This window comes from Aeromonas sp. s11, from assembly GCF_040907945.1.
In the GTDB taxonomy this organism is placed as follows: domain Bacteria; phylum Pseudomonadota; class Gammaproteobacteria; order Enterobacterales; family Aeromonadaceae; genus Aeromonas; species Aeromonas veronii.
In genome coordinates, this window is record NZ_JBFOCU010000004.1 from 146,684 (window position 1) to 173,580 (window position 26,897).

The following is a 26,897-nucleotide window of genomic DNA, read 5'->3' on the forward strand; positions in this document are numbered from 1 at the left end:
GTTCAGGTTTGCTCCTGCCCGCTTCTGGCTTGCGCGAGTGAGCCTGAATCGTCCTGCTGCGGCGTCTTGATGTTCTGCATGAAGGCGTCCATCACTGGGCTGGGATCGATCCCGGCAGGTATTACAGCTGACGGAGCCTTGTTATGTTTAATCCCCACTCTTGCGCCCTGATTGTCGAAGGGGGCGCGATGCGCGGCATCTTTGCCAGCGGCGTGCTCGATGCGTTTGTCGAAAGTCACCACTACCCGTTCGATTTCGTCATGGGCGTCTCGGCCGGCGCCACCAATCTGGTCTCCTATCTGAGCGAACAGCCGCGCCGCAGTCACCACATCATCACCGAGCTGGCTTGCAGTTCCCGTTTTCTCGATCCCCTGCGTTTCGTCAAAGGGGGCGATCTGGTGGACATCGGCTGGCTATGGCAGGCCAGTCGCCATCGCTTCCCGCTCGATCTCGAGACCTTCTGCGCCCGCGGCATTCCCTTTTACGCGGTGGCGACCGATGTGGCGAGCGGCAAGGCCATCTATCTGCCGGTGCGGCCCGACAACATGGATGAGGTGCTGACCGCTACCTGCGCTCTGCCGGTGGTGCAGCACGATACCCCCTGCGTCGATGGTCGCCCGATGGCTGATGGCGGCATCAGCGACTCCATTCCGGTGATAGAGGCCTATCGGCGCGGGGCGCGGCGGATGACGGTGGTGCTGTCGGAGCCCTGGGGATATCGCAAGAAGCCGGCCCGTTTCTGCTGGATGGTCAAAGCCTTGCTGAAAACCCAGCCTGCACTGGCGCAAGCCATGCTGGAGCGGGATCGTGCCTACAACCGGGCACTCGATTTCATCGCCAATCCCCCTGCCGATTGCGAGATCGAAGTGATCGCGCCACCGGCCGATTTCATGGTCTCCCGTTTTACCCAGGATCCGGTCAAGCTGGAGTCTGGCTATCTGCAGGGCTACTGGCAGGGGCGCCAGAGCCTGCTGCGGGCCCGTGGAGAGGCGCGAGCGGTGGCCTGACTGGTTTGCCGGGTGCTGAATATAGAAAGGGGAACCTCGCGGTTCCCCTTTTGCATGCTTGTGCGGTAGTCGCTGATTACAGCATCTGCTTGAGGCGATAGAGCAGATCCAGTGCCTGACGGGGGGTGAGCTCGTCGGGGCGCACCGCTTCCAGCTCTTCCACCACCGGATGAGGCTGCGGTGCGAGAGTCACCGGGGCCGGGCGGCGTTCACCGTCGGCGACCGGAGTGGCGCTCTCCAGCTCATGCAGCTTGTGGCGGGCCTGCTGGATCACCGATTTCGGCACCCCGGCCAACGCCGCCACTTGCAGGCCGTAGGAGCGGCTGGCCGCCCCTTCCTGCACTGCGTGCATAAAGGCGATGGTGTCGCCGTGCTCTACCGCATCGAGGTGGACGTTGGCCAGCCCGCTCATCAGCTCCGGCAAGCGGGTCAGCTCGAAGTAGTGGGTGGCGAACAGGGTGTAGGCGCCAATCTTGCTCGCCAGCTGCTCGGCGCAGGCCCACGCCAGCGAGAGACCGTCGTAGGTGCTGGTGCCGCGGCCAATCTCGTCCATCAGCACCAGACTGCGGGCGGTGGCGTTGTTGAGGATATTGGCGGTCTCGGTCATCTCCACCATAAAGGTGGAGCGGCCGGAGGCGAGATCGTCCGATGCCCCGATGCGGGTAAAGATGCGGTCGATGGGGCCGATGCGGGCGCTGTCGGCGGGGACGAAGGCACCGATATGGGCCAGCAGCACGATCAGCGCGGTCTGGCGCATGTAGGTCGATTTACCGCCCATGTTGGGGCCTGTGATGATCAGCATCCGCCGCTCCCGCTCCAGCCGGATAGGGTTGGCGATAAAGGGATCTGTCATCACCTGCTCAACCACCGGATGGCGGCCCGCTTCAATGATGATCTGATCTTCGTCGATGAGGGTCGGGCTGCGGTAGTCGAGGGTCTCGGCCCGCTCGGCCAGGTTGGCCAGCACGTCCAGCTCCGCCAGTGCGGCGGCGGAATCCTGGAGATCGCCGAGGTGGGGCAGCAGAGTATCGAGCAGCTCTTCGTAGAGCCGTTTCTCCAGCGCCAGCGCTTGGGACTGGGCGGTGAGTACCTTGTCCTCGTACTTCTTCAGCTCATCGATGATGTAGCGTTCGTTGTTCTTGAGGGTCTGGCGGCGGATGTAGTGGGCCGGCACCAGATGGCTGTTGGCGCGGCTCACCTCGATATAGAAGCCGTGCACCTTGTTGTAACCCACCTTGAGGGTGTTGATACCGGTCAGCAGCTTCTCCCGCTCCTCGATGCGGGCGAGGCTGGCGGTGGCGCCGTTGGCGAGATCCCGCAGCTCGTCCAGCTCCTGATTGAAGCCGTCACGGATGACGCCACCATCGCGGATCAGCACTGGCGGCGCCTCCATCACCGCACGCTCCAGCAGGTCGAGCAGCTCGGGGAAGGTGCTGGCGCGCTCTGCCAGCTGCTGCACCGCTTCGTGTTCGTTATCCGCCAGCAGGCGCTGCAATTCGGGTAACTGGGCGAAAGCCTGACGCAGGCGGGTGAGGTCGCGCGGGCGCGCCGAGCGCAGGGCGAGACGGGCCAGCACCCGCTCCACATCCCCCACCTGACGCAGCAAACCGCCCAGCTTGTCGTAGAGGTTCTGCTCGATGAGCTCCTTGATGGTGCTCTGGCGACCTTTCAGGATCACCCGATCGCGGATCGGCTGGTGGATCCAGCGCTTGAGCAGGCGGCTGCCCATGGGGGTGGCGGTGCGATCCAGCACCTCGGCCAGGGTATTTTCATAGCCACCGGCCAGATTCTGGGTCAGCTCCAGATTGCGGCGGGTGGCGGCATCCATGATGACGGCGTGATCCGGCTGCTCGAGGCGCACGTTGCGGATGTGGGGCAGGGCGGTGCGCTGGGTATCTTTGACGTACTGCATCAGGCAGCCAGCGGCGCACAGGGCGGTCTCGCTCTTGTCTACGCCAAAGCCCACCAGGTCCTGGGTGCCGAATTGTTGGCAGAGCAGCTTGCGAGCTGTGCCCAGCTCAAACTCCCACTCCGGACGGCGGCGCAGGCCGCGGCGACCCTCGATATGGTGCAGGAACTCGAACGATTCGGGATAGAGCAGTTCGGCCGGATTGGTGCGTTGCAGCTCAGCCAGCAGGGTCTCTTCCTTCTCGAACTGATTGATGAAGAAGCGGCCGGAGCCGATGTCCATGGTGCCATAGCCGAAGCGGCGGCCATCGTGGTAGACGGCGGCGATCAGGTTGTCCTGTCGCTCGCTGAGCAAAGCCTCGTCGGAGACGGTACCCGGGGTGATGATGCGAATGACCTTGCGCTCCACCGGCCCCTTGCTGGTGGCGGGATCCCCGACTTGTTCGCAGATGGCGGCCGACTCGCCGAGCTGTACCAGTTTGGCCAGATAGCCCTCGATGGCGTGATAGGGCACCCCCGCCATCGGGATGGGGCTGCCAGCCGACTGGCCGCGCTTGGTCAGGGAGATGTCGAGCAGTTGGGAGGCCTTGCGGGCATCGTCATAGAACAGCTCGTAGAAGTCGCCCATCCGGTAGAACAGCAGGATCTCCGGGTTCTCGGCCTTGAGGCCAAGGTACTGCTGCATCATGGGCGTGTGGGCGCTCAGATTGGCGCCGGGAGCGGAGCTTGTGGCGCCGCTGGCTTGGTGTTGTGCGGTCATGTTCTGTTCCAGAAGGGGCCTCAGCGGGCCAGTGTCTGCGGTGATGAGCCTTGAGCTTGATGGCGCCATTCTACACATAAGCGCCGCGACGGGGGAGCGGGTGTTCCGGGCGCAGCTGCTCTGCGCTATTGAAGGCATGGCACCGATGCGGCACCTCACATTGCGGCAGGCAAGGGCGGTCTGCCGTGGTTGCGGGCGGCGCTAGCGGGATCGCATAATGTGCCTCTTGAGCTGATCAGAAGGAGTCGTGATGAAACTGGATGCAGAGATAGAGCACCTTGCCATCGAGCTGGGACGGGCCCTCGGCCAGCGGGGCTGGCTGGCTGCGACTGCCGAATCCTGTACCGGCGGCGGGGTGGCCTGCGCCATCACCGACATCGCGGGCAGCTCCGGCTGGTTCGATCGCGGATTTGTCACCTACACCAACGAGGCCAAGCAGCAGATGTTGGGGGTGAGCAGCGATAGCCTTGAACAGCACGGTGCGGTGAGTGAAGCCGTGGTGCTGGAGATGGCCCGCGGCGCGCTGGCGCACTCGTCTGCCTCCATCAGCGTTGCTATCAGTGGTATCGCCGGCCCCGGCGGCGCCACCGAGGGCAAGCCGGTCGGCACCGTCTGGTTCGCCTGGGCCGACCGCAACGGCCGTCACCACTCCCTGCTCGCCCGCTTCGACGGGGATCGCCGGCAGGTACGTCAGCAGGCGGTGAGACAGGCCTTGTCGGGTCTGTTGGCTCTGCTCAGATAAATTGGGCTTGATACTGTATGAATAGACAGTATACTTAGCCCAACTTCACTTCTTACTCACGATTTCCAGCGGAGATTGGCATGGATCAGAACAAACAGAAGGCACTGGCGGCTGCGCTGGGTCAGATTGAAAAGCAGTTCGGCAAAGGTTCCATCATGCGTCTGGGCGACAGCAAGACCATGGATATCGAAGCCATCTCTACCGGTTCCCTCTCGCTGGACGTGGCGCTGGGCATTGGCGGTCTGCCGTGTGGCCGTATCGTCGAGATCTACGGCCCGGAATCTTCCGGTAAAACCACCCTCACCCTGCAGGTGATCGCGGAAGCCCAGAAGAAAGGCAAAACCTGTGCCTTCGTCGATGCGGAGCACGCGCTGGATCCTATTTATGCTGCCAAGCTGGGCGTCAACGTCGACGACCTGCTGATCTCCCAGCCGGATACCGGTGAACAGGCGCTGGAGATCTGCGACATGCTGGTTCGCTCCAACGCGGTTGACGTCATCATCGTCGACTCCGTGGCGGCCCTGACGCCGAAAGCGGAAATCGAAGGGGAGATGGGTGACTCCCACGTTGGTCTGCAGGCCCGTCTGATGTCCCAGGCGCTGCGCAAGCTGACCGCCAACATCAAGAACGCCAACTGCCTGTGCATCTTCATCAACCAGATCCGGATGAAGATCGGCGTCATGTTCGGTAGCCCGGAAACCACCACAGGTGGTAACGCGCTCAAGTTCTACGCCTCCGTGCGTCTGGATATCCGTCGTATCGGCGCCATCAAGGAAGGTGACGAAGTGGTCGGTAACGAGACTCGCGTCAAAGTGGTCAAGAACAAGGTGGCCCCGCCCTTCAAGCAAGCCGAATTCCAGATCTTCTACGGCGCCGGTATCTCCAAAGAGGGTGAGCTGGTGGATCTCGGCGTCAAGCACAAGCTGATCGACAAGGCCGGTGCCTGGTACAGCTACAACGGCGAGAAGATCGGTCAGGGCAAGGCCAACGTGATGAAGCTGTTCGCCGAAAACAAGGTGATGGCTGGTGAAGTGGAGGCTCGTCTGCGCGAGCTGCTGCTCTCCGGCGCAGTGCCTGTCGATGACAAGGCTGCACCGGTTGAGGCAGACGAGTTCGATGCCGAAAGCGAACAAGAGTTCGAATAAGGAACAAAGGAAGGCCGGGTAGATACCCGGCCTTGTTATTTATGATGGTTGATGAATCCGTTACCGAACCGGTCGAGCCTGCCGAACCGACCTTTGCAGAGCAGCTTACCGCCGCCCGCGCCTTTGCCATGCGCAGTCTGGCCCGTCGCGAGAGTGCCGAGTCGGAGCTGGCCAACCGGCTGCGCCAGCAGGGCTTCAATGAAGAGGTGATCGAGGCGGTGGTCGACTACTGCCGTGGTTACAACTGGGTCAATGACGAACGTTACGGCGGTATGGCTGTACGTGCCGGAGCCGCCAAGGGCCATGGCCCCATTAAGATCCGCTTCGATCTGCGCCGCAAGGGGCTCGACGATATGCAGATTGATGCCGCATTCGAGCAACCCGAGCTGGACTGGTTCGAACTGGCGTTTGCCCTGCTCGAACGGCGCGCCCGGGTGGCCGATCTGGCGGATTTCAAGCTGCGGATGAAGTGGCTCAAGTATCTGCTGGGGCGCGGCTTTACCCAGGATCAGGCACGTTACGCTATCTCTGCCCTGCAGGAGCGGGAGGAGTAACGCCACTGCGTGGCAACAGTCGTCTTACCTCTCCTTGTGGCAGGTTTTTCCTGCCCGTTCAGTAGCTTGCGCACACAATCCCGAAAAAGCGGCCTTTTGTTCATCTCATCCCTCTTTATGCGCTGCTTTTTTGCCTCTCGACAGTGGAAAAAGCCACTGTAGGCGGTGCCGCTCTTTTCTGGCCCGTTTATGTGCGCTTTTTCGCCCGTGGCGGCCCTGTCCGTTTTACTTTACCCCGCAGAAAACTTACATTAATGCGGTTAAAAGTCCGTATTCGAATCAAGCAGGATTTTCCATGTATATGTCCACGTCAGAGATTCGCGCTGCGTTTCTCGAGTATTTCCGTTCCCAGGGGCACCAGGTTGTCTCCTCCAGCTCGCTGGTACCGCATAACGACCCGACCCTGTTGTTTACCAACGCGGGTATGAACCAGTTCAAGGACGTGTTCCTTGGCGCAGACAAGCGTGCCTACAATCGCGCGACGACTTCCCAGCGTTGCGTGCGTGCCGGTGGTAAGCACAACGATCTGGAAAACGTCGGCTATACCGCTCGTCACCACACCTTCTTTGAAATGCTGGGCAACTTCAGCTTCGGTGACTACTTCAAGCAGGATGCCATCAAGTTTGCATGGGGCTTCCTGACCGAGGTGCTGCAGCTGCCGAAAGATCGCCTGCTGGTGACCGTCTACGCGACTGACGATGAAGCTTTCGATATCTGGGAAAAAGAGGTCGGTGTCCCGGCCGATCGCATCGTCCGCATCGGTGACAACAAGGGTGCCCCTTACGCTTCCGACAACTTCTGGGCGATGGGCGATACCGGCCCGTGCGGTCCTTGCACCGAGATCTTCTATGACCACGGCGATCACATCTGGGGTGGCCGTCCCGGCTCACCGGAAGAGGATGGTGACCGTTTCATCGAGATCTGGAACGTGGTCTTCATGCAGTTTAACCGTCAGGCTGACGGCACCATGGAGCCGCTGCCGCGTCCGTCCGTGGATACTGGCATGGGTCTGGAGCGTATCTCCGCCATCATGCAGGGTGTCCACTCCAACTACGAAATCGACATCTTCCAGGCGCTGATCAAGAAAGCGGCCGAGATTGTCGGCACCACCGATCTGAGCAACCAGTCCCTGCGCGTCATCGCTGACCACATCCGTTCCTGCGCCTTCCTGGTGGCAGATGGCGTGATGCCGTCCAACGAAGGCCGTGGCTATGTGCTGCGTCGCATTATCCGCCGCGCCGTGCGTCACGGTCGCAAGCTGGGCGCGACCGATGTCTTCTTCTACAAACTGGCTGCCGAGCTGGCAGTGCAGATGAAGGATGTCGCTGCCGAGCTGATCGCCCAGCTGCCGCTGGTCGAGCGCGTGCTGCGCATCGAAGAGGAGCAGTTCGTCCGCACGCTGGATCGCGGTCTGCTGCTGCTGGAAGACGCTCTGGCCAACTTGGGTGATGCCAAGGTTATTCCGGGCGAGGTGGTGTTCAAGCTCTATGACACTTACGGCTTCCCGGCCGACCTGACTGCCGACGTGGTGCGCGAGCGCGAGATCGGCATCGATGAAGAGGGCTTCAAGGCTGAGATGGAGAAGCAGCGTGCTCGCGCCAAAGAGGCCTCCAGCTTCGGCGTGAACTACAACGAGATGCTCAAGCTCGACTTCGAGACCCCCTTCACCGGTTACAAGACCCTGACCGAGCGCACTCGCGTGGTCGGTATCTACAAGGGTGTGGAAGAGGTGAGCGGTCTTATCGCCGGTGACGAAGCGGTCATCGTGCTGGAAGAGACCCCCTTCTACGCCGAGTCCGGCGGCCAGATTGGCGACAGTGGTACCCTGAAAGTGGACGACGGTATCTTTGCCGTGACCGACACCCTGAAAGCGGGCAAGGCGATCATCCACAAGGGCTACATGGAGCTGGGCACTCTGGAGAAGGGCGCCGAAGTGGAAGCCGTGGTTGATGGCGATCGTCGTCAGGCCATCGCCCTGAACCACTCCGTGACTCACCTGCTGCACGCTGCCCTGCGTCAGGCACTGGGCGAACATGTCACCCAGAAAGGTTCTCTGGTTGGGGCCGAGCGCATGCGCTTTGACTTCTCCCACTTCGAGGGGCTGACCATGGCGACCATTCGCCGGGTCGAGGAGCTGGTCAACAACCAGATCCGCGCCAACCACGAAATCACCACCCAGCTGATGGATCTGGAAGCGGCCAAGTCCGCCGGTGCCATGGCGCTGTTTGGTGAGAAATATGAAGACGACGTGCGTGTTGTGCGCATGGGCGACTACTCCACCGAGCTGTGCGGCGGTACTCACGCCAAGCGCACCGGTGATATCGGCTTCTTCAAGATCATCGCCGAGAGCGGCATCGCAGCTGGCGTGCGCCGTATCGAAGCGGTGACCGGCAAAGCGGCCATCGACTTCATGCATCAGGTTGGCGAGCAGATCGAAGAGGCTGCCGCTCTGGTGAAAGGTGACCAGTTCTGCATCGCCGACAAGGTTCGCCAGATGCTGGACAAGGCCAAGATGATGGAGCGCGAGCTGGAGCAGCTTAAGGCCAAGCTGGCCGCTCAGGCCGGTAACGACCTGCTGGGCCAGGTAATCGAGATCAACGGTCAGAAGGTGCTGGTTGCAGCGCTGGAAGGGGCCGATCCGAAATCCCTGCGCGGCATGCTGGACGAGCTGAAGAACCAGATGAAGTCTGGTGTCGTGCTGCTGGCCACCTGTGCCGATGGCAAGGTCAACCTGATCGCGGGTGTCACCAACGACCTGACCGGCAAGGTCAAGGCCGGTGAGCTGGTCAATCTGGTTGCCCAGCAGGTGGGTGGCAAGGGCGGTGGCCGTCCGGACATGGCACAGGCGGGTGGTACCCAGCCTGAGGCGGTGCCGGCAGCGCTGCAATCCGTTCATTCCTGGCTGGAAGAGCGCCTGTAATCGGGCGAGGTGATCTGTGGCACTCTATGTACAGAAGTACGGCGGCACCTCGGTCGGCACACTGGAGCGGATCGAGGCGGTAGCTGAGCGGGTCGAGCAGACCCGCGCCCAGGGACACGACGTGGTGGTGGTTGTCTCCGCCATGTCGGGCGAAACCAACCGGTTGCTGGGCATGGCCCAGCAACTGGATCCTGATGCCAACCGGCGGGAGATGGATGTACTGGTCTCCACCGGTGAGCAGGTCACCATAGCGCTGCTGGCGATCGCGTTGAACAAACGCGGTTGCCCGGCGGTCTCAATGACCGGTGATCAGGTGCGGATTCATACCGATTCCGCCTATGGCAAGGCGCGCATCACCCACATCGACACCGAGCTGGTTCAGGCTGAACTGGCTGCGGGCAAGGTGGTGGTGATCGCCGGTTTCCAGGGCCGTGACGAGCATAACGCCATCACGACGCTGGGCCGCGGCGGTTCGGATACCACGGCGGTTGCTGTGGCGGCGGCCATCAAGGCCGATGAGTGCCAGATCTTTACCGATGTGGATGGGGTATACACCACGGATCCGCGCATCGAGCCCAAGGCGCGTCGTCTCGACACCATCACCTTCGAGGAGATGCTGGAGATGGCCAGTCTCGGCGCCAAGGTGCTGCAGATCCGCTCGGTGGAGTTTGCGGGCAAGTACCGCGTCCCGCTGCGGGTGCTGTCGAGCTTTATCGATGGAGAGGGAACCTTAATCACATATGGAGGTGATAGGATGGAAGCTCCCCTGGTATCCGGGATCGCTTTTAACCGCAACGAGGCCAGCCTGACCATTCTGGGCGTGCCGGACAGACCAACCGTTGCCGCGCAGATCCTGAATCCGATCAGCGACGCCAACATTGATGTCGACATGATTGTGCAGAACACCTTGGGAGATGGCACCGCTGACTTCACCTTCACGGTGAATCGTGACGATTATCGCCGCGCCCGGGCGCTGTTGGAGGAGACCGCCACCGAACTTGGCGCCTCCTGCGTGCAGGGAAATGGCGAGATTGCCAAGGTCTCCATTGTCGGTGTCGGCATGTGGAACCATCCCGGTGTTGCGCGCACCATGTTCAAGGTATTGGGCGAGGAGGGGATCAACATGCAGTTGATCTCGACCTCTGAAATCAAAATCTCTGTGGTGATTGACGAGAAGTATCTGGAGCTGGCGGTGCGAGCCCTGCACGCGGCTTTCGGGTTGGATCAGGCACCGCAAGAGCAGCCCTTGGGCTAACAATCTCTGATTGATTTAGTTTCAACCATTTACCATATCGGTATCTTTGTTAGATAATGTCGCATATCGATATAAAAACAAAACAGGATACAGGAGCAAGCGAATGCTTATTTTGACTCGTCGTGTTGGGGAAACCCTGATGATTGGTGATGAAGTGACTGTCACCGTACTGGGCGTTAAAGGCAACCAGGTCCGTATCGGTGTTAACGCGCCGAAAGAGGTCTCCGTACACCGCGAAGAGATCTACCAGCGCATCCAGGCCGAGAAAGTTCCGGGCCAACCGGGCTTCTAAGCCACTTTCATGGCTGTGACAAGGCGACACCTCATGTGTCGCCTTTTGTTTTTTCTCGGTCCCTGAAATCGCCCTGCAGGGCGCGAAACTGCGGGATAAGTGCCGATATTGTTTGAATATTCCACGCTTTGGCCAAATGCTGAGCGAACGCACTTTTTTCTCCAAAAAAGTGTTTGACTAAAAATCCCTGTGAAGTATTATCAGCCCCGCAAACGGAGAGGTGGCCGAGAGGCTGAAGGCGCTCCCCTGCTAAGGGAGTATGCGGCTTATACCCGCATCGGGGGTTCGAATCCCCCCTTCTCCGCCATTTGCGCCCGTAGCTCAGCTGGATAGAGTACCTGGCTACGAACCAGGTGGTCAGAGGTTCGAATCCTCTCGGGCGCACCATATTACGACTCAAGCAAGAGTCACGTGTTGACCATCAGCAAGTCGACACTTTGGAAAAGGCTTACTGATAAGTAAGCTTTTTTTATCGTTTTAAAACAGGGCGCCCGTAGCTCAGCTGGATAGAGTACCTGGCTACGAACCAGGTGGTCAGAGGTTCGAATCCTCTCGGGCGCACCATTTAAAACGACACAACGATTTATGAGCGCCCGTAGCTCAGCTGGATAGAGTACCTGGCTACGAACCAGGTGGTCAGAGGTTCGAATCCTCTCGGGCGCACCATATTTTAAGCAGTACCCAAAGTTTGTGAGCGCCCGTAGCTCAGCTGGATAGAGTACCTGGCTACGAACCAGGTGGTCAGAGGTTCGAATCCTCTCGGGCGCACCATTTTCAAGCAGTACCAAAAGTTTATGAGCGCCCGTAGCTCAGCTGGATAGAGTACCTGGCTACGAACCAGGTGGTCAGAGGTTCGAATCCTCTCGGGCGCACCATACAGACAGCCTCGACTTCGGTCGGGGCTGTTTTTTTATGGGCGATATTTAGCATTTTGGTGCGGATCCCCGTGCGCTGTGGCGGCCGGGTCACCCTCCTGCCTGTCTGTTCTTGTCCTCTTTTATACCTCTTCTGTTATTGAGCCGCGTTCTTCTGAACGGTACAAGCCTTTGCCTCATCTGCAAGCGGGCTGTATGTCTGCTGTTGCAACGGCAGATGCCGCGTAGCACATCACTCAGGGTTTGCTAACCGACATCCTGCAAGGCCTGCAGAGGCGTTTTGCGGACAATAAAAAAGGATGCCGCAGCATCCTTTTGTGTTGAGATATTTACTCAGCTTTTCAGCCATTTGCGAATGCGGTTGGCATCGCCGATGGGGGTGCGTTTGCCCACCGAGTTGAGCAGCACGATGGCGAGTTCTCGGCTGTCCGGTTTGGCGCGCATCACCAGACAGCGCCCCGCTTCGTCAGTGAAACCTGTCTTGGAGAGGCGTACGTCCCAATCCGGGTTTTTCACCAGCGGGTTGGTGTTATTGAACATCAGGCTGTAGGCGGGGGCACTGAAGCGCATCTCCCGGTTCTCATCCTGAGTGAACTGACGGATCAGCGGCTGACGATAGGCGGCGGCGGCCAGCTTGCCGAGATCCCGGGCGGTGGAGACGTTGCGGGTGGAGAGGCCGGTGGAGTCGTAGAAGTGGGTATTGCGCATTCCGAGCGCTCTGGCCTTGTTGTTCATGGCCCGCACGAAGGCGCTGCGGCCGCCCGGATAGTGACGCGCCAGTGCCGAGGCCATCCGGTTTTCGGAGGACATCAGCGCCAGATGCAGGGCGTCACGGCGGGTCACCTTGGTGCCCATGCGGATGCGGGAATGAGTGTGTTTGACCCGATCCAGATCGTTCTTGTCGACCGTAATGGTCTGGTTGAGATTCTGTTTGGCATCCAGCACCACCAGCGCTGTCATCAGCTTGGTGAGGGAGGCGATGGGACGCACCTTGGTGGCATTCTTCTGGTAGAGCGTCTTGCCCGTTTTTACATCCACGACCAGGGCGCTGCTTGAGCGTACTTCCAGTTTGGCTGGGTTGGGTGCCGCGCTGACCGCAGGCAATCCCAGCATTCCCATCAACCCGACAACCAGCGCTGCTGCGCGAATCCGACACCACATACAACCGACTCCATTCCCATCCAAAAAAAGGCGCTAGATTCACTCATTTTTACCCCGGCTTTACAAGGGCCGAGCGGGACTATTTCTGCTATTTGCGCAAAATTGGCGATCAAAAAAGCCCTCTGGCGAGGGCTTTCGGGTCGGGCGTTGGGCGAAGGGTCAATCCCGCGGCTGCGCGGCCCTGCGTTTGCTGATCCAGCGCCAGACCAGCGCCACCATGCCACCCACCAGCAGGGCCACCGGCAGATAGATGATGATGTTGAAGAACTGGGTCTGGTATTCGGCTGCCAACTTGGTGTGGCTCAGGTAGTAGCCAAACCCGACCAGCGGGCAGATCCACATGATGGAGCTGATCAGATTGACGATGAGGAAGCGCCCCTGGGGCAGCTCGGTGGCACCGACGATGTAGGGGTAGGCGGTGCGTACGAAGGCGATATAGCGCGCGGTGATCAGGGTGATGATCCCGTACTTGTCCAGCAGGTGGTAGACCTTCTGTTGGTGTCGCTCTTCCACGTGGGACATCAGCCGATGGTAGAGCTGGGTGTGGCCAAGGAAGCGCCCCTGCATGTAACCGAGCCAGGTGCCGACAAAGGTAGCCATGATCAACAGCGGGATCACCCCGAGAGACAATACATCCTGATAGATGAGTACGCCGGTGAGGATCAGCAGGCTGTCACCGGGCAGAAAGGCGGTAGGGATGAATCCGTTTTCCAGTACCAGAAACGTCAGAATCACACCACAGATCATGAAGGCCATCTTGGGATCGGAAAGTGTGTTCAGATCGTGATTCATAAAGGCGTGAGCCAGTTGGTAAAACTGCTCCATACTTGCAAACTCCGCAGGTTAGCTGGGTTGATCGGTCAAGGGCATGGCGAGCACCTTGTCGATGCGCAGGCCATCCATGTCAACAATTTCCAGTTGCCACTGTTCCAGTGTCACCAGGTCTCCGGTTTGTGGAACACGACCAAGGAGCAGCATGATAAGCCCTCCGAGGGTGTGATAGTGATGTTTTTCTTCTTCTGGCAGACGAACCAGCTCCAGACAGTCCTTCAACTCCGGCAACGGGATCAGGCCATCGAGCAGCCAGCTGCCGTCGGCGCGCCGGAATGCCCAGTTGTCCTCGCCATCCTCCTGCTGGAAATCCCCCGCCAGCGCCTCCAGCAGATCCTGCTGGGTGACCAGTCCCTGCAACTCGCCATATTCGTCCACCACCAGCGCCATCTGTTCGCTGTGGGTGCGGAAGTGGTTGAGCAGCTCGACGCCGTTGAGGGTCTCGGGCAGCAAGCTGCCCTCCTGGGTCAGGGCTGCCAGATCGATGGGCTCCCCCTTGATATAGGCGTGCAGCACCTTGCTGACATTGATGATACCCACCAATTCTGACAGGTTGCCGTCGCAGACCGGAAAATAGCTGTGGCGATACTCCACCAGTCGTTGCAGGTTGGTCTCCAGCGGCAGCGCCAGATCCAGATAGCGGATATCGCTGCGCGGCACCATCAGGGAGGAGAGGCTGCGCTCGTCGAGACGGAAGACGTTGCGCAGCATGGTGTGTTCATGATCCTCGATCACCCCGGCTTCCGATCCTTCCACCAGCATGGCGTGGATCTCCTCCTCGGTAACGTTGGCGCTGCCGTTCTGGTTGACCCGCAGCAGCCGCAGGCTGGCATTGGTAGAGGCCGACAGCAGCCAGACGAAGGGGCGGGTCAGGGTGGCGAGCCAGTGCATGGGGCGCGCGACCAGACAGGCGATGCGCTCGGCATTGAGCTGGCCGAGCCGCTTGGGCACCAGCTCCCCTACCACGATGGAGAGATAAGTAACCACCACCACCACTATGACGGTGGCGATCAGGCCACTGCTCTTGGCCGGGAGCCCCCACTCCTGCAACCAGAGGGAGAAGGGCTGGGCCAGCAGGGATTCGCCGTAGATACCGTTGAGCAGACCGATGCTGGTAATGCCGATTTGGACGGCAGAGAGAAAATGGGTCGGGTCTTCGCCCAGTTTGAGGGCAATGGCGGCGGAGCGGTTGCCTTCAGAGGCAAGCTTGCCGAGGCGAGCCTTGCGTGCGGTGACGATGGCGATTTCTGACATGGCGAAGACGCCATTAAGCAAAATCAATCCCAGCAGGATCAATATTTCCATACAGCAACAGCACTCCTTGAGTGGATAAGATCGCTGGCAGTGTAATGAATTTGGCGGCGATGCGCTTGTGAAAGCGGGTGATCCGGCTCGCTAATTTGATGACAGCGCTTTGCGATGGCTGAAAAAGATGGCCGGAAAAGAGAGGGACGACCCCGCAAAACGGCGTAATGGGCGAGGTGGCATTGCAGGAGTGAAAAGGGCGGGAAGTCCCGCCCTTGCTTGTCACTTGTCAGGCAACCGTTGTCAGAACTGCTGGAACCAGCGCTGGATCTGGGCCGGGTCTTTGCTCTGGGTCAGGGAGAGCATCAGCAGCACCCGCGCTTTCTGCGGGTTGAGAGTGCCGGAGGCCACGAAGCCGTACTTGGCATCATCGATCTCGGCATCCAGGGTGGTGGCGCCGGTCGGTACGCGGGCGGAACGCACCACGCGGATACCATCCTTGCTCGCCTTGGCCAGGGTATCGAACAGGGTGTGGTAGAGATTGCCGTTACCCACCCCGGCGCTGACGATGCCGTCGAACTTGGCATCCACCATCGCCTTGGCCGGCAAGTCGGTGGCGTTGGCGTAGCTGTAGACGATGCCCACTTGCGGCAGCTTGTCGAGCTTGCTCACGTCAAACGGCGTCTTGCTGGTGTGCAGACGGGCCGGGCTGCGCTGATAGTCGATCTTGCCGTTGTGGATGTAACCCAGCGGGCCGAAGTTGGGGGAGGCGAAGGTCTGCACCCCGGTGGTGTTGGTCTTGGTGACGTCGCGGGCATCCAGCACGGTGTCGTTCATCGCCACCATCACGCCACGTCCCTTGGAGGCGGGGTCGGAGGCTGTCACCACGGCGTTGTAGAGGTTGAGCGGGCCATCGGCACTCATGGCGGTGGAGGGGCGCATGGCGCCAACCAGTACCACCGGCTTGTCGCTCTTGACAGTCAGATTGAGGAAGTAGGCGGTCTCTTCCATGGTGTCGGTGCCGTGGGTGATGACAATGCCATCCACGTCATCCTTGGCCAGCAGCTCGTTGACCCGTTTGGCCAGCTTGAGCCACACCTCGTCGTTCATGTCCTGGGAGCCGATCTTCACCACCTGCTCACCCTGCACGTCGGCCACGTTTTTCATCTCGGGCACGGCAGCGATCAGCGTCTCGATGGCTACCTTGCCAGCCTCGTAGTTGGACTGGGTAGCCGACTGGCCAGATCCGGCAATGGTGCCGCCGGTTGCCAGAATATGGACGTTGGGCAGGGCCATTGCCATGGGGGAGAGGGTCAGGCCGACGACGGCGGCGAGCAGGGTCTTGCGGATCGGTAGGGTCATGCTGCAAATCCTTATGGTTGGAATAATCGCAGCAAGTTTGCCCGTTTAATAACCCGGGTCTGTGATAAAACTCACCAAAAGACAGGTGAGTACAGATTTTTAACCTGTTTTATACCTCTATGGAGATAATTTAACTCGCAGAGAAACCCTTGGCTTCGATCAGGGCGATCAGCTCGGCCTTGCTCAGCTCGCTCTCAATGACGGCCTTGCTGCTGGCGAAATCGACGGTTGCGGTGGTGACCGCAGGCTGGGCCAGCAGCGCTTTTTGCAGACTGGCGGCGCAGCCACCACAGGACATGCCGGACACGGTGAGTTCGATGGTCATGGAATATCTCCTCTGTTGATGGGCGCCAGCCTAAAGCTGCCGCCTCCGGCAAGGTCAAGCCGTTAGTACATCAACCCTAGGTAGTTCATCAGAGTCGCCCCGAGGCTGGTAGTGACCAGCGAACCGAGGGTGGTAGTGGCGATGATGTTTGCGGCCAGCACGCTGTCGCCCCCCATGGCGCGGGTCATCACATAGCTGGCGGCGGCAGTCGGGGTGGCGCTGATGAGAAACAGAATGCCCAGCTCCAGATGGCTGAAGCCGAGCAGGGCCGCCCCAAGAGTGAACGCAGCCGGAATGAGACAGAGCCGCATGATGCTGGCCCAGCCCGCAATGGCTGCACCACCACGCAGAGCATCCAGGCTGAGGGAGGCGCCGGTGCAGAGCAGCGCCAGCGGCAACGTCATGTTGGCGAAGTAGCTACCGGTGGTGAGCAGCAGTTGCGGCATCTTGATACCGAGCAGGGTAAACGGCAGCGCTGCCACAATGGCGATGATCAGCGGATTCTTGATGATGCCGAGCAGGATGGGGCGAATGCCGGTGGCGCCGCCGAGACTGCGGGTGAGGGTGATCACCGCGAGAATGTTGTAGAGCACAGTCACAGCGCCGACATAGAAGGCCGCCGCCCCCAACCCTTCGTGGCCATAGGCGTTTTGCACATAGGCGAGCCCGATAATGGCGCTGTTGCCGCGAAAGCTCCCCTGCACGAAGATCCCGCGCAGCCGCTGCTCCCCGATAAAACGCCCGGCCAGCAGCTCCAGCACCAGATAGCTGATACCGGTGGCGAGCAGGCCATAGCCGATAAACCAGAGGCTCGGCATGGTGGCGAAGTTGGTACCCAGAATACTGAGAAAGAGCAGAGCGGGCAGGGTGACCTGAAACACCAGTCGCGAGGCGGATTCGGTAAAGGGATCCGGCAGCAGCCCCAACCGCTTGAGCAAGATGCCGAGCAGCAGCACCACGCAGATGGGGCCTGTGATGGAGAGGGAGAAGAGCAGACTGGCCAGCAGATCCATGATGGGCGTCCTGTGTTGTGCCCACACACCCTGACGGCGGGGCAAAAAGGGCATTCTAACGCCATGGGCTTGTATTCACAGGGGTTAATCACAACAATGTGGGCAATTCCACCGCCTAGCCTCCTGTGAGCCAATTCATGGACAAGAAACTGACCATCCTCGATATCGCCAGACTGAGTGGCGTCGGCAAGTCGACCGTCTCCCGGGTGCTTAATCAGGATCCCAAGGTGAAGCAGGAGACCCGCGAGCGGGTGGAGCAGATCATCGCCGAACATGGCTTCGTGCCGAGCAAGTCGGCGCGGGCCATGCGCAGCCAGAGCCAGCAGGTGGTGGGGATCATCGTCTCGCGGCTCGACTCCAGCTCGGAGAATCAGGCGGTGCGCGGCATGCTGGAGACCCTCTATCAGCGCGGCTACGATGCTGTGCTGATGGAGAGCAAGTTCTCCCCGGCCAAGGTACAGGAGCATCTGGCGGTGCTGGAGCGGCGCGGGGTGGATGGCATTATCCTGTTCGCCTTCAATAACTTGGACTATGCCGCCATGGCGCCGCTGAAAGAGAAGCTGGTGCTGGTCGCTCGTGAATATCCCGGTTTCTCCTCGGTCTGCTTCGACGACGCCGGTGCGGTACGCACCATGCTGGCGCAACTGGCAAGCCGTGGCGCCCGCGACATCGCTTATCTGGGGGTGGATGCCTCGGATCTCACCACCGGCCAGCGCCGCCTAGATGCTTATCTCGCTTACTGCGCAGAGCAGGGGTTGCGCCCGCGCAGCGCCCTCGGCGATCTCAGCCTGCAGAGCGGCTACCGGCTGGCGGCCGAGCTGCTTACCCCCTCCACCCAGGCGTTGGTCTGCGCCAGCGATACCCTCGCCATCGGTGCAGCAAAATACCTTCAAGAACAAGGGCGTAGCGAGGTGCTGGTGACCGGCCTTGGCAACAACCCCATGCTCAGCTTCCTCTTCCCCAACGCCCTCAGTCTCGATCTTGGTTACAAAGGGGCGGGGGAGCAGGCGGCGCGTCAGCTGCTCGGCCAGATTGAGCAGGCTCAGCCTCCGTTGGTGACAATCGCCCCCTGCCGAACCCTGTGAGCCCCATCACTTCCGACTGAACAAAAAGTGCGCTTTTTGTGACGCTGGCCACGAATTGGGAACGTTCCCATTTCGATCTGACCAGATTGTCGGCATGCTAAATGGGAACGATACCAAAAACGCTCCGGCCGACAGACTGGCTCAAAAGGGCGATACAGACCACTATTCAATGGCGTCACAGAGGGAAGACCCATGTCCAAGATCAACGCACAGCAGCTTGCCACCCTGATCGACAAGATCGGCGGCAAGGAGAACATCGCCACCGTCAGCCACTGCCTGACCCGGTTGCGCTTCGTCCTGAATGATCCGGCCAAGGCCGACAGCAAGGCCATCGAAACCATTCCGGCAGTGAAGGGAAGCTTCACCCAGGGCGGTCAGTTCCAGGTGGTGATCGGCAACGAGGTAGAGCAGTGGTACAAGGCGCTGACCGAAGAGCTCGGCGTCAGCGGTGGCAGCAAGGAGACCGCCAAGCAGGCGGCGCGCCAGAACATGAACCCGCTGGAGCGGGGTATCTCCCATCTGGCGGAGATCTTCGTTCCGCTGCTGCCCGCCATCATCACCGGTGGTCTGATCCTGGGCTTTCGCAACGTCATCGGCGACATCAAGATGTTCGACGATGGCACTCACACTCTCACCGAGATCAGCCAGTTCTGGGCTCAGGTGCACGCCTTCCTCTGGCTGCTGGGCGAGGCTATTTTCCACTTCCTGCCGGTCGGCGTCTGCTGGTCTGCAGTGAAGAAGATGGGCGGCTCCGAGATCCTAGGTATCGTGCTGGGGGTGACGCTGGTGTCACCGCAGTTGATGAATGCCTACGGCATTGGTCAGCAGACTCCCGAGGTGTGGGACTTCGGCCTGTTCGTGATCCAGAAGGTAGGTTATCAGGCCCAGGTCATTCCGGCGCTGCTGGCGGGTGTCTTCCTGGCTTGGGTTGAGACCAACCTCAAGCGGATCATTCCGGCTTACCTCTATCTGGTGATTGTGCCGTTTGTCTCGCTGCTGCTGGCGGTGATCGTGGCTCACGCCTTTATCGGCCCGTTCGGCCGCTGGATTGGTGACGGTGTCGGCTTCGCTGCCAAGGCTGCCATGACCGGATCCTTTGCTCCCATCGGCGCTGCCCTGTTCGGTTTCCTCTACGCACCGCTGGTCATCACCGGCATCCACCACACCACCAACGCAGTGGATCTGCAACTGATGCAGAGCATGGGCGGCACCCCGATCTGGCCGCTGATCGCCCTCTCCAACATCGCTCAGGCTTCTGCGGTCGTCGGCATCATTCTGATTAGCCGCAAGGAGAACGAACGGGAGATCTCGGTGCCTGCCGCCATCTCCGCCTACCTCGGGGTTACCGAACCGGCCATGTACGGTATCAACCTCAAGTACAAGTTCCCCATGCTGTGCGCCATGGTGGGCTCCAGCCTTGCCGCCCTCATTTGTGGCTTTGCCGGGGTAATGGCCAACGGCATCGGGGTAGGCGGCCTGCCCGGCATCCTCTCCATCCAGCCGCAATACTGGGCTGTGTTCGCCATCGCCATGCTGGTCGCCATCGTGGTGCCTGTGGTGCTGACCCTGCTGGTCTACAAGCGCCAGCAAGCCGCAGGCAAGTTGGCCCAAGCCAGCGCCTGACACTGATTATCAGGGCGACCCGTGGGTCGCCCTCTCCATTTTCTATTCGAGACAAGAGAAAGACCCATGAGCCAAACACCCTGGTGGCAGAGTGCCGTGATTTACCAGATTTACCCCAAGAGCTTTCAGGATTCCGGCGCCCGTGGCACCGGAGATCTCAAGGGGATCATGGCCCGCCTCGACTATCTCAAGACCCTAGGCGTTGACGCCCTCTGGCTGACCCCTGTCTACGTCTCCCCGCAGGTGGACAACGGCTACGACATCGCCGATTACTACGCCATCGACCCTGCCTACGGCACCATGGATGATTTCGAGGCGCTGCTGGCCGCCGCCCACGCGCGCGATATCCGCATCGTGATGGATATAGTAGTGAACCACACCTCCACCGAGCACACCTGGTTCAAGTCGGCACTGGGGAACAAGAACAGCCCCTACCGCGACTACTACATCTGGCGGGATCCGGTAGATGGCGGCGTGCCCAACAATTGGCAATCCAAGTTTGGTGGCAGCGCCTGGGAGCTGGATGCAGCCACCGGTCAGTACTACCTGCACCTGTTTGCCCGCGAGCAGGCGGATCTCAACTGGGAAAATCCGGCGGTGCGCGCCGAGGTGAAAAAGATCATCCACTTCTGGGCGAACAAGGGGGTGGATGGTTTCCGCCTCGACGTCATCAACCTTATCTCCAAGGATCAGGCGTTCCCGAACGACGAGATTGGCGATGGCCGCCGCTTCTATACCGACGGGCCGCGTATTCACGAGTTCTTGCAGGACGTGAGCCGCGAGGTGTTTGCCCCTGTCGGCGCCATGACGGTGGGGGAGATGTCCTCCACCAGTCTGGAACACTGCCAGCGTTACGGCGCGCTGGACGGCTCAGAGCTCTCCATGGTGTTCAACTTCCACCACCTCAAGGTGGATTACCCCAACGGCGACAAGTGGACCAAGGCGCCGTTCGATTTCCTCGAACTCAAGCGCATCTTCAACCACTGGCAGAGCGGCATGCATGGCAAGGGGTGGTCGGCGCTATTCTGGTGCAATCACGACCAACCGCGCATCGTTTCCCGTTTCGGTGACGAGGGTGAGCATAGGGTGGTGGCCGCCAAGATGCTGGCCAGTACGCTGCACGGCCTGCAAGGCACCCCCTACATCTATCAGGGGGAGGAGATCGGCATGACCAACCCCGGCTATCAGCACATCGATGACTATCAGGATGTGGAGAGCCGCAACATCTTCGCCATCAAGCAGGCGGAAGGGATGAGCGAGGCCGAGATCCTCGCCATTCTCGGCGCCAAGTCCCGCGACAACTCGCGCACGCCGATGCAATGGAGCGCAGCGGCCAATGCAGGTTTCACCAGCGGGACGCCCTGGCTCAAGCCTGCCGCCAACTATCCCGAGATCAACGCCGAGGCGGCGCTGGCCGACCAGCACTCGGTGTTCTGGCACTATCGGGATCTCATCGCCATTCGCAAGGCGCACCCCATCTTCACTCAGGGGGATTATCAGGAGCTGCTGACGGGGCACCCGCAGATCTGGGCCTATGCCCGCCGTGCCAACGGTCAGACCCTGCTGGTGGTGAGCAACTTCTACGGCGAGCCGGTGGAGTTTGCCTTGCCTGCCGAGCTGCAAAGTGGGCAAGGTCGGCTGCTGCTCGGCAACTACCCGGATAGCCCGGCCCAACCGCAATCGGGTATGCTGCGCCCTTATGAATCCCTGATCTGGCTGATGGAGTAGTGGATGAGCGAGGAAATGGTTGCAGCTGAACAGCTGCATGCGCGTGGTGCCGAGTGGCAGAAGATGGTGGCCGGTGATCCCTATGATGCGGGCGATCCCGAGCTCAAAGCGGCACGTGAGCGCTGCCGCAAGCTCTATCACACCTTCAACACCAGCTGGCAGGAGAAACCGGCGCAGGATGCTTTGCTGCACGAGCTGCTCGGTAGCCGCGGCCAGGAGTGTGCCATCAATCCGCCGTTCTTCTGCGACTATGGCGCCAATATCTTCGTCGGCGAGAACTTCTACGCCAACGTGAATTGCACCATCCTCGACGTCTGCGAGGTGCACATCGGCGACAACGTGCTGCTGGCGCCCGGGGTGCAGATCTACACCGCCGCTCATCCGGTGGCGGTGGCGCCACGTATCAAGGGTGTCGAGTTCGGCAAGCCTGTACGGATCGGTCACAACGTCTGGATTGGCGGCAGCACGGTTATCTGTCCCGGTGTCACTATCGGTGACAACAGCGTCATCGGTGCCGGTTCGGTGGTGACCAAAGATGTGCCCGCCAACGTGGTGGCGGCTGGCAACCCTTGCAAGGTGCTTCGGCCGATGACGGCACAGGAGCTTGAAGGCGTCATCCAGCGGTGAGCAGGGGCCATGAATGCAATTGCTATCTGACTGATAGAAAAGCGACTTTCAGATTGTTTTGCATTCAGTGCTTATGTTCGGGGCCGCTTGGCCGATACTGTTGAGTGCAGGAGGAACCCTATGGATATATCAAGTTCTGCAAATGCGTCGTTTGGTTCTGCTCTGATGACGGCCAGCCTGGCCAAGAAACAGCAGACCCAAGAGGGCGAAGCTGCGCTGAAGCTGCTGCAAAACGCAGCGCAATCAGCGCCGGTTGCACCGACATCGGCCAGCGCTTCTCTGGGAAGCAAGATCGATATTCGCGTCTGACCCTAATGAAAAAGCCCCCATCTTGCGATGGGGGCTTTTTTATCTCTGCGATTTGCGGGATCAGACCGGGAAAGGAGCAGGCGCCTCGAAGGTCATCCGCTCGCCACTGCGAGGGTGGCTGATAGTCAGCATGGCCGCATGCAGGTAGAGATGGGGCGCCGCCGCCAGCGCATCCGGATGGGCGTAGAGGTTGTCACCCAGGATCGGATGCCCCAGCTCCAGCATATGGACGCGCAACTGGTGCGAGCGACCTGTGATGGGAGTCAGCTTGATCAGGCTGTTGCCGTTCTCCACTTTCAGTTTCTGCCACAGGGTCAGGGCGTGACGCCCCTCCTCGTGATCCACCTTTTGCTTCGGGCGGTTGGGCCAGTCGACGCAGAGCGGCAGGTCAACCTGTCCCAACTCTGCTTCCGGCTCGCCCCACACCCAGGCGAGGTAGTGCTTCTCGGTCTCCCGCTCGCGAAATTGCCGACTCAGCTCCCGATGAGAGTTGGGATTGAGGGGAATGACAATGACGCCTGTGGTGGACATGTCGAGGCGATGAGCTGCCGCCGCCTTGGGGTGCTGCTGTTTGACCCGATGCAGGACGCTGTCTTCATTCTCGGGGCCGCGCCCGGGGACGCTTAGCAGGCCAGTGGGCTTGTTGACCACCATGATGTCCTTGTCCTTGAACAGGATATCGAGCCAGGGTTCCAGAGGCGGTGAGTATTCAAACATAAATGTCTCGCATCAGAAGGTGGGGGCAAGCCCCCATCAGTTATGGGTAACCACGACAAAGCGGCCTTGGGTATCCAGTTTGAGCTGGGTCTGGCCGCTGTCGGTCGGTACCTTGTCAGTTATGGGTGACCACGATAAAGCGGATGGCATCCAGCTTGAGTTGGGTCTGATCGATCAGGTGGTGCAATTCTGCCTGCAGATTGCGCAGATAATCCAGCTCGCTGTCGCGCACGTTCGGGTTGACCGCCTTGAGCGCTTCCAAACGATCCAGATCCTGCTGCAGGGTCTGCGCCATCTGGGCACGGGCTTTGTCGACAATCCCGGCTTTCAGCTCTTCGGCAATGGCTTGCCCCTTGCCAATCAGACCGTGGATCACCGGCTGGGATGCAGTCACGAGCTTGCTGCCGAGGTGGCGATTGACCGGCGTCAGCTGGCGGTTGAAGGCATCGAACGCCACTTTCTCACCCAGATTCTGGCCGTTCTTGTCCATCAGCAGACGGATCGGCGTCGGCGGCATGAAGCGGTAGAGCTGGGGATGGGCCGCAGACTCGGCAACGAAGATCAGCTCAAGCAGGATGGAGCCGATGGGCAGCGCCTTGTTCTTGAGCAGTGCGACCGAGGTGGCACCGATCTCGGAGCCCAGGATCAGGTCGATACCGCCGCGCATCATGGGGTGATCCCAGGAGAGCAGCGCCATGTCATCCCGCGACAGGGCGGTATTGCGATCGAAGGTGATGGTCATGCCGTCTTGCGGCAGGCCCGGGAAGCTGGAGACCAGCATATGATCCCCGGGAGTCAGTACCAGCGCATTCTCGCCACGGTCATCTTGATTGACGCCGATCTCGTCGAACATCTTGAGAGCGAAGGAGATCATACCAGTGTCGTCATCTTCGGCGGCCAGCTTGTCGACCAGCTGCTGGGCGGCGGCGCCACCGCTGGAGTGGATCTCCAGCAGGCGATCGCGACCCTGCTCCAGTCGGGCCTTGAGCGGCTCGTGCAGTTCGCGGGTCTTGATCAGCAGGGCGTCGAGGGCAGCCTGATCGCCGGTGTTGGCGGCCAGCAGCTCGAACAGCTCTTCACGTACCGCTTCGAATACCGGGCGGGCAGTCGGGCAGGTCTGCTCGAACGCGTCCAGACCATCGTGATACCAGAGCTGCAGGGCGCGCTGGGCAGTCCCTTCCAGATAGGGAACGTGGATCTCGACGGTATTCTGCTGACCGATACGATCCAGTCGGCCGATCCGCTGTTCCAGCAGATCCGGGTTGAGGGGCAGATCGAACAGCACCAGATGGCTGGCAAACTGGAAGTTGCGCCCTTCTGAGCCGATCTCGGAGCAGAGCAGCACCTGGGCGCCACCCTCTTGCTGGGCGAAATAGGCGGAGGCCTTGTCCCGCTCGAGGATCGACATCCCTTCGTGGAACACTGCTCCACGGATCCCTTCACGGGTACGCAGCGCCTCTTCCAGCGCGATGGCGGTCGCCGCTTCGGAGCAGATCACCAGCACCTTCTGCTGGCGGGCTGAGAGCAGCAGCTCCAGCAACCATTCTACGCGCGGGTCGAACTGGGTCCAGGTTGCGTTGTCGCCTTCGAACTGCTGGAAGATCTTCTCGGGATAGAGGTAGCGCAGGGCACGGGTCTGCAGATCGCCACCGTTGCCACCCATCATGCCCATCACCTTGATGGCAGTCTTGTACTGCTCCGGCAGCGGCATGGGGTAGACGTTGAGGTGACGCTCGGGGAAGCCCTGAATATTGGCGCGGCTGTTGCGGAACAGTACCCGGCCGGTGCCATGCTGATCCAGCAGCTTGGCGACCGCCTGCTGGCGTGCAGTCGCATCGCTCAAGTCCAGCCCTTCCAGCTGGCTGGCGAGGATCTGTCTGGCTTCATCGCTCAGGGTCTCGCCATCCAGCAGCTCTTGCGCGGCGCTCGCGACCTGACCATAGGCCTGCTCCTCGGCGAGGAAGGCCTCGTAGTCGTAGAAACGCTCGGGATCGAGCAGGCGCAGACGGGCAAAGTGGCTCTGGTGGCCCAGCTGATCCGGGGTGGCGGTCAGCAGCAGCACGCCCGGCACCTGTTCGGCCAGCGCTTCCACCATCTCATAGGCGCGGCTCGGCGCCTCTTCACTCCACTCCAGATGGTGGGCTTCGTCGACAACCAGCAGATCCCACTCGGCTTCCAGCACCTGCTCGAAGCGACGACGCTTCTTGCGCAGGAAGTCGAGGCTGCAGATCACCAGCTGTTCGGTCTCGAAGGGGTTCTCCGCATCGGCAAACGCCTCGATGCAGCGCTCCTCGTCAAACAGGGAGAAGTGCAGATTGAAGCGGCGCAACATCTCGACCAGCCATTGGTGCTGCAAGGTTTCGGGCAGCAGAATAAGCACCCGATGGGCGCGGCCGGAGAGCAGCTGCTGATGAATGATCATGCCCGCTTCGATGGTCTTGCCCAGACCCACCTCATCGGCCAGCAGTACGCGCGGAGCGTAGCGGTGACCCACTTCATGGGCAATATAGAGCTGGTGCGGGATCAGGCTGACCCGGCCACCGGCCAGACCGCGAGTCGGGTTGCGACGACGCTGGTGCTGGTTGACCAGCGCCTCGTAGCGCAAGGTAAAGCGGGACATCCGGTCAATCTGACCGGCGAACAGGCGATCCTGCGGCTTGTTGAACTTGATAAAGTTGTTGAGAAACACTTCCTTGAGGGCAACGGGCTCATCATTGTCGGTGCGCACACCTACATATATAAGCAGGCCGTCTTTCTCCTGCACTTCTTCGACCGTCATGGTCCAGTCTTCGTGACTGGTGATCTGATCGCCCACATTGAAGCTGACCCGGGTGACCGGCGCCTCTTCTTTGGCATACATGCGGTTTTCACCGGTAGCCGGAAACAACAGGGTAACCATGCGTCCTTCAACAGCAACGACAGTCCCCAACCCCAGATCCGTCTCTGTATCACTAATCCAACGCTGGCCAAGTGCAAAAGGCATTAAACTCTCCAAAGCCCAAGAGTGTGTGAATCGCAAAGGGGCGCTATGTTACCCGAAGGCGTGACCTCGATCACCATGCATATAGATGTAGAGAGACCAAATCGCCACAACCTTGATCTGCTACCACCGCCACGCCATCTAGAGGATAGCGAGCTCGCCAAACGGGTGTGTTATTGCAGGATAAATGCGCTTTTTGGGTGATTAGTGAACGGTTGAACCAAAAATGCGAATTTAATTCGAAAACACCCTTGCAAGCGTGATTCAGATCCCTATAATGCGCCCCTACCAGCACGGCGGAACACGCCGAACTGATGAGCCAGCTTCCTTGTGAAGCCGGCGCCGAAAGAAAAGCGAAAACAATCGCTTGACTTTCGAAGTGAGAAGCGTATTATGCGCCTCCTCAACGCGACAAGCGTGACGCTCTTTAACA

General features: G+C 60.2%; 21 protein-coding genes and 6 tRNA genes. 18 read left to right on the forward strand and 9 right to left on the reverse strand.

Annotated features, from left to right (window positions below; all coding sequences use genetic code 11):
• Positions 1-143: 143 nt before the first annotated feature.
• Positions 144-1,007 carry a patatin family protein gene (locus AB5Y84_RS00780; RefSeq protein ID WP_368176179.1) on the forward strand — a complete coding sequence of 288 codons (864 nt, stop codon included), beginning with the start codon at positions 144-146 and terminating at the stop codon, positions 1,005-1,007.
• A gap of 76 nt (positions 1,008-1,083) precedes the next feature.
• On the opposite strand, the gene mutS is transcribed toward AB5Y84_RS00780, so the two are convergent.
• Positions 1,084-3,603 (reverse strand): DNA mismatch repair protein MutS, encoded by a 2,520-nt coding sequence (gene mutS / locus AB5Y84_RS00785; protein ID WP_368176185.1) that lies wholly within the window; start codon positions 3,601-3,603, stop codon positions 1,084-1,086.
• 322 nt (positions 3,604-3,925) lie between these two features.
• Between mutS and pncC the strand changes: the two genes are divergently transcribed.
• The 12 genes from pncC to AB5Y84_RS00845 all read left to right on the forward strand — a co-directional run bounded on the left by pncC (position 3,926) and on the right by AB5Y84_RS00845 (position 11,458).
• Positions 3,926-4,417, forward strand: a complete 492-nt coding sequence (pncC, locus tag AB5Y84_RS00790; protein ID WP_245130890.1) for a nicotinamide-nucleotide amidase — start codon at positions 3,926-3,928, stop codon at positions 4,415-4,417.
• Between the two features lie 80 nt (positions 4,418-4,497).
• Positions 4,498-5,562 (forward strand): recombinase RecA, encoded by a 1,065-nt coding sequence (recA, locus tag AB5Y84_RS00795; protein ID WP_005348744.1) that lies wholly within the window; start codon positions 4,498-4,500, stop codon positions 5,560-5,562.
• Positions 5,563-5,606: 44 nt separating this feature from the next.
• Positions 5,607-6,116: a regulatory protein RecX gene (locus tag AB5Y84_RS00800; RefSeq protein WP_184235532.1), complete on the forward strand. Its 510-nt coding sequence runs from the start codon at positions 5,607-5,609 to the stop codon at positions 6,114-6,116.
• 295 nt (positions 6,117-6,411) lie between these two features.
• Positions 6,412-9,036 (forward strand): alanine--tRNA ligase, encoded by a 2,625-nt coding sequence (gene alaS / locus AB5Y84_RS00805; protein ID WP_005343004.1) that lies wholly within the window; start codon positions 6,412-6,414, stop codon positions 9,034-9,036.
• Between the two features lie 16 nt (positions 9,037-9,052).
• Positions 9,053-10,291, forward strand: a complete 1,239-nt coding sequence (locus AB5Y84_RS00810; RefSeq protein ID WP_111809428.1) for an aspartate kinase — start codon at positions 9,053-9,055, stop codon at positions 10,289-10,291.
• Positions 10,292-10,394: 103 nt separating this feature from the next.
• Positions 10,395-10,583, forward strand: a complete 189-nt coding sequence (gene csrA / locus AB5Y84_RS00815; protein WP_005336053.1) for a carbon storage regulator CsrA — start codon at positions 10,395-10,397, stop codon at positions 10,581-10,583.
• Positions 10,584-10,797: 214 nt separating this feature from the next.
• A tRNA-Ser gene (locus AB5Y84_RS00820) sits at positions 10,798-10,890 on the forward strand.
• Between the two features lie 3 nt (positions 10,891-10,893).
• A tRNA-Arg gene (locus AB5Y84_RS00825) sits at positions 10,894-10,970 on the forward strand.
• A 100-nt stretch (positions 10,971-11,070) separates the two neighbouring features.
• Positions 11,071-11,147, forward strand: a tRNA-Arg gene (locus AB5Y84_RS00830).
• Positions 11,148-11,172: 25 nt separating this feature from the next.
• A tRNA-Arg gene (locus AB5Y84_RS00835) sits at positions 11,173-11,249 on the forward strand.
• 28 nt (positions 11,250-11,277) lie between these two features.
• Positions 11,278-11,354: transfer RNA gene (locus AB5Y84_RS00840), tRNA-Arg, on the forward strand.
• A gap of 27 nt (positions 11,355-11,381) precedes the next feature.
• Positions 11,382-11,458 (forward strand) — tRNA-Arg (locus tag AB5Y84_RS00845).
• Positions 11,459-11,791: 333 nt separating this feature from the next.
• On the opposite strand, the gene pbpG is transcribed toward AB5Y84_RS00845, so the two are convergent.
• The 6 genes from pbpG to AB5Y84_RS00875 all read right to left on the reverse strand — a co-directional run bounded on the left by pbpG (position 11,792) and on the right by AB5Y84_RS00875 (position 17,395).
• Positions 11,792-12,619, reverse strand: coding sequence for a D-alanyl-D-alanine endopeptidase (gene pbpG, locus AB5Y84_RS00850; protein WP_201995869.1), 828 nt, complete (start codon positions 12,617-12,619; stop codon positions 11,792-11,794).
• 159 nt (positions 12,620-12,778) lie between these two features.
• Positions 12,779-13,444, reverse strand: a complete 666-nt coding sequence (locus tag AB5Y84_RS00855) for a DedA family protein (protein ID WP_005343012.1) — start codon at positions 13,442-13,444, stop codon at positions 12,779-12,781.
• Positions 13,445-13,462: 18 nt separating this feature from the next.
• A complete protein-coding gene (locus tag AB5Y84_RS00860) occupies positions 13,463-14,755 on the reverse strand; it encodes a hemolysin family protein (RefSeq protein WP_040069001.1) in 1,293 nt (430 codons plus the stop codon).
• Positions 14,756-14,998: 243 nt separating this feature from the next.
• A complete protein-coding gene (gene ansB / locus AB5Y84_RS00865; RefSeq protein WP_368176180.1) occupies positions 14,999-16,057 on the reverse strand; it encodes an L-asparaginase 2 in 1,059 nt (352 codons plus the stop codon).
• Between the two features lie 130 nt (positions 16,058-16,187).
• The gene (locus AB5Y84_RS00870) at positions 16,188-16,382 is read right to left on the reverse strand and encodes a heavy-metal-associated domain-containing protein (protein ID WP_005357810.1); all 195 of its coding nucleotides are present in this window, start codon (positions 16,380-16,382) and stop codon (positions 16,188-16,190) included.
• A 62-nt stretch (positions 16,383-16,444) separates the two neighbouring features.
• Positions 16,445-17,395 (reverse strand): AEC family transporter, encoded by a 951-nt coding sequence (locus AB5Y84_RS00875; RefSeq protein WP_368176181.1) that lies wholly within the window; start codon positions 17,393-17,395, stop codon positions 16,445-16,447.
• Positions 17,396-17,532: 137 nt separating this feature from the next.
• Here AB5Y84_RS00875 and treR point away from each other — a divergent pair, with 137 nt between their 5' ends.
• The 5 genes from treR to AB5Y84_RS00900 all read left to right on the forward strand — a co-directional run bounded on the left by treR (position 17,533) and on the right by AB5Y84_RS00900 (position 22,767).
• Complete coding sequence (gene treR / locus AB5Y84_RS00880; protein ID WP_236320039.1) at positions 17,533-18,480, forward strand: trehalose operon repressor TreR; 948 nt, start codon at positions 17,533-17,535, stop codon at positions 18,478-18,480.
• A gap of 192 nt (positions 18,481-18,672) precedes the next feature.
• Positions 18,673-20,103, forward strand: coding sequence for a PTS trehalose transporter subunit IIBC (treB, locus tag AB5Y84_RS00885; RefSeq protein ID WP_167567821.1), 1,431 nt, complete (start codon positions 18,673-18,675; stop codon positions 20,101-20,103).
• A gap of 66 nt (positions 20,104-20,169) precedes the next feature.
• Positions 20,170-21,831, forward strand: a complete 1,662-nt coding sequence (gene treC, locus AB5Y84_RS00890) for an alpha,alpha-phosphotrehalase (RefSeq protein WP_368176182.1) — start codon at positions 20,170-20,172, stop codon at positions 21,829-21,831.
• 3 nt (positions 21,832-21,834) lie between these two features.
• Positions 21,835-22,458, forward strand: a complete 624-nt coding sequence (locus AB5Y84_RS00895) for a sugar O-acetyltransferase (protein WP_368176183.1) — start codon at positions 21,835-21,837, stop codon at positions 22,456-22,458.
• A 120-nt stretch (positions 22,459-22,578) separates the two neighbouring features.
• On the forward strand, positions 22,579-22,767 hold the full coding sequence (locus AB5Y84_RS00900; protein WP_005336040.1) for a hypothetical protein: 189 nt from the start codon (positions 22,579-22,581) through the stop codon (positions 22,765-22,767).
• Between the two features lie 60 nt (positions 22,768-22,827).
• Here AB5Y84_RS00900 and rluA read toward each other — a convergent pair whose 3' ends face one another.
• Positions 22,828-23,484 (reverse strand): bifunctional tRNA pseudouridine(32) synthase/23S rRNA pseudouridine(746) synthase RluA, encoded by a 657-nt coding sequence (rluA, locus tag AB5Y84_RS00905; protein WP_127006171.1) that lies wholly within the window; start codon positions 23,482-23,484, stop codon positions 22,828-22,830.
• A gap of 115 nt (positions 23,485-23,599) precedes the next feature.
• Entirely contained in the window at positions 23,600-26,467 is a 2,868-nt protein-coding gene (gene rapA, locus AB5Y84_RS00910; RefSeq protein ID WP_368176184.1) for an RNA polymerase-associated protein RapA, read from the reverse strand.
• Between the last annotated feature and the right edge of the window lie 430 nt (positions 26,468-26,897).